Origin of the sequence: Streptomyces barkulensis, assembly GCF_002843305.1 — a bacterium.
Taxonomy (GTDB): domain Bacteria; phylum Actinomycetota; class Actinomycetes; order Streptomycetales; family Streptomycetaceae; genus Streptomyces; species Streptomyces barkulensis.
On the sequence record NZ_PGSG01000081.1, the window covers coordinates 1 to 829 of the forward strand.

1 protein-coding gene is annotated in these 829 nt (G+C 74.8%); it reads left to right on the forward strand.

The annotated features are described in order from the left end of the window. Positions 1-829: beta-ketoacyl reductase (locus CUT83_RS15125; protein WP_143688567.1), on the forward strand; the 829-nt coding region annotated here is incomplete at both ends.

Consider the following 829-nt stretch of genomic DNA (forward strand, 5'->3'; position numbering starts at 1 on the left):
TGCGGCCGAAGGTGGATGCGGCGTGGCATCTGCATGAGTTGACGCGGGGGATGGGTCTGTCGGCGTTCGTGTTGTTCTCGTCGGTGGCGGGGACGTTGGGGACGGCGGGGCAGGCGAATTATGCGGCGGCGAACGCGTTTTTGGACGCGCTGGCGGTGCACCGCCGGGCGCAGGGGTTGCCGGCGGTGTCGTTGGCGTGGGGGTTGTGGGGGCAGAGCAGTGGGATGACCGGTGAGTTGTCGGAGGTGGACCGGGCGCGGATGCGGCGGGCGGGGATCGCGCCGCTGGCCACCGGTGAGGCCCTCGCCGCCCTCGACGCCGCACTCACCGGCACGGACCGCGCCGCCCTGGTGGCAGCCCGCCTCGACCTGTCCGCGCTGCGGTCCCAGGCGGGTGACGGAACCCTGCCCGCCCCCTTCCGCGGCCTGGTCCGCGCCCCCCTGCGGCGAAGCGCGAGCACCCCGGGGGCCGAGGGCTCATGGGCCGGCCGGCTGAGTGGGCTGGCGGAGTCCGAGCGGCGGCGGGCGCTGCTGGATCTGGTGCGCGGGCAGGTCGCCACGGTGCTCGGTCACACGCGCCCGGGCACGGTGCCGGCCGACCGGCCCTTCACCGAGCTCGGCTTCGACTCGCTGACCGCCGTGGAGTTGCGCAACCGGCTCAACGCCGCGACCGGTCTGCGCCTGCCCGCCTCCCTGCTGTTCGACCACCCCACCCCCGACGCCCTGACAGACCTCCTTCTCGACGAGCTGTTGGGCGGATCGGAGGGGGCCGCGGAGGAGCGGTCCTCGGCGCCGGTGGCGGTGGCGGCGGTGGACGAGCCGATCGCGAT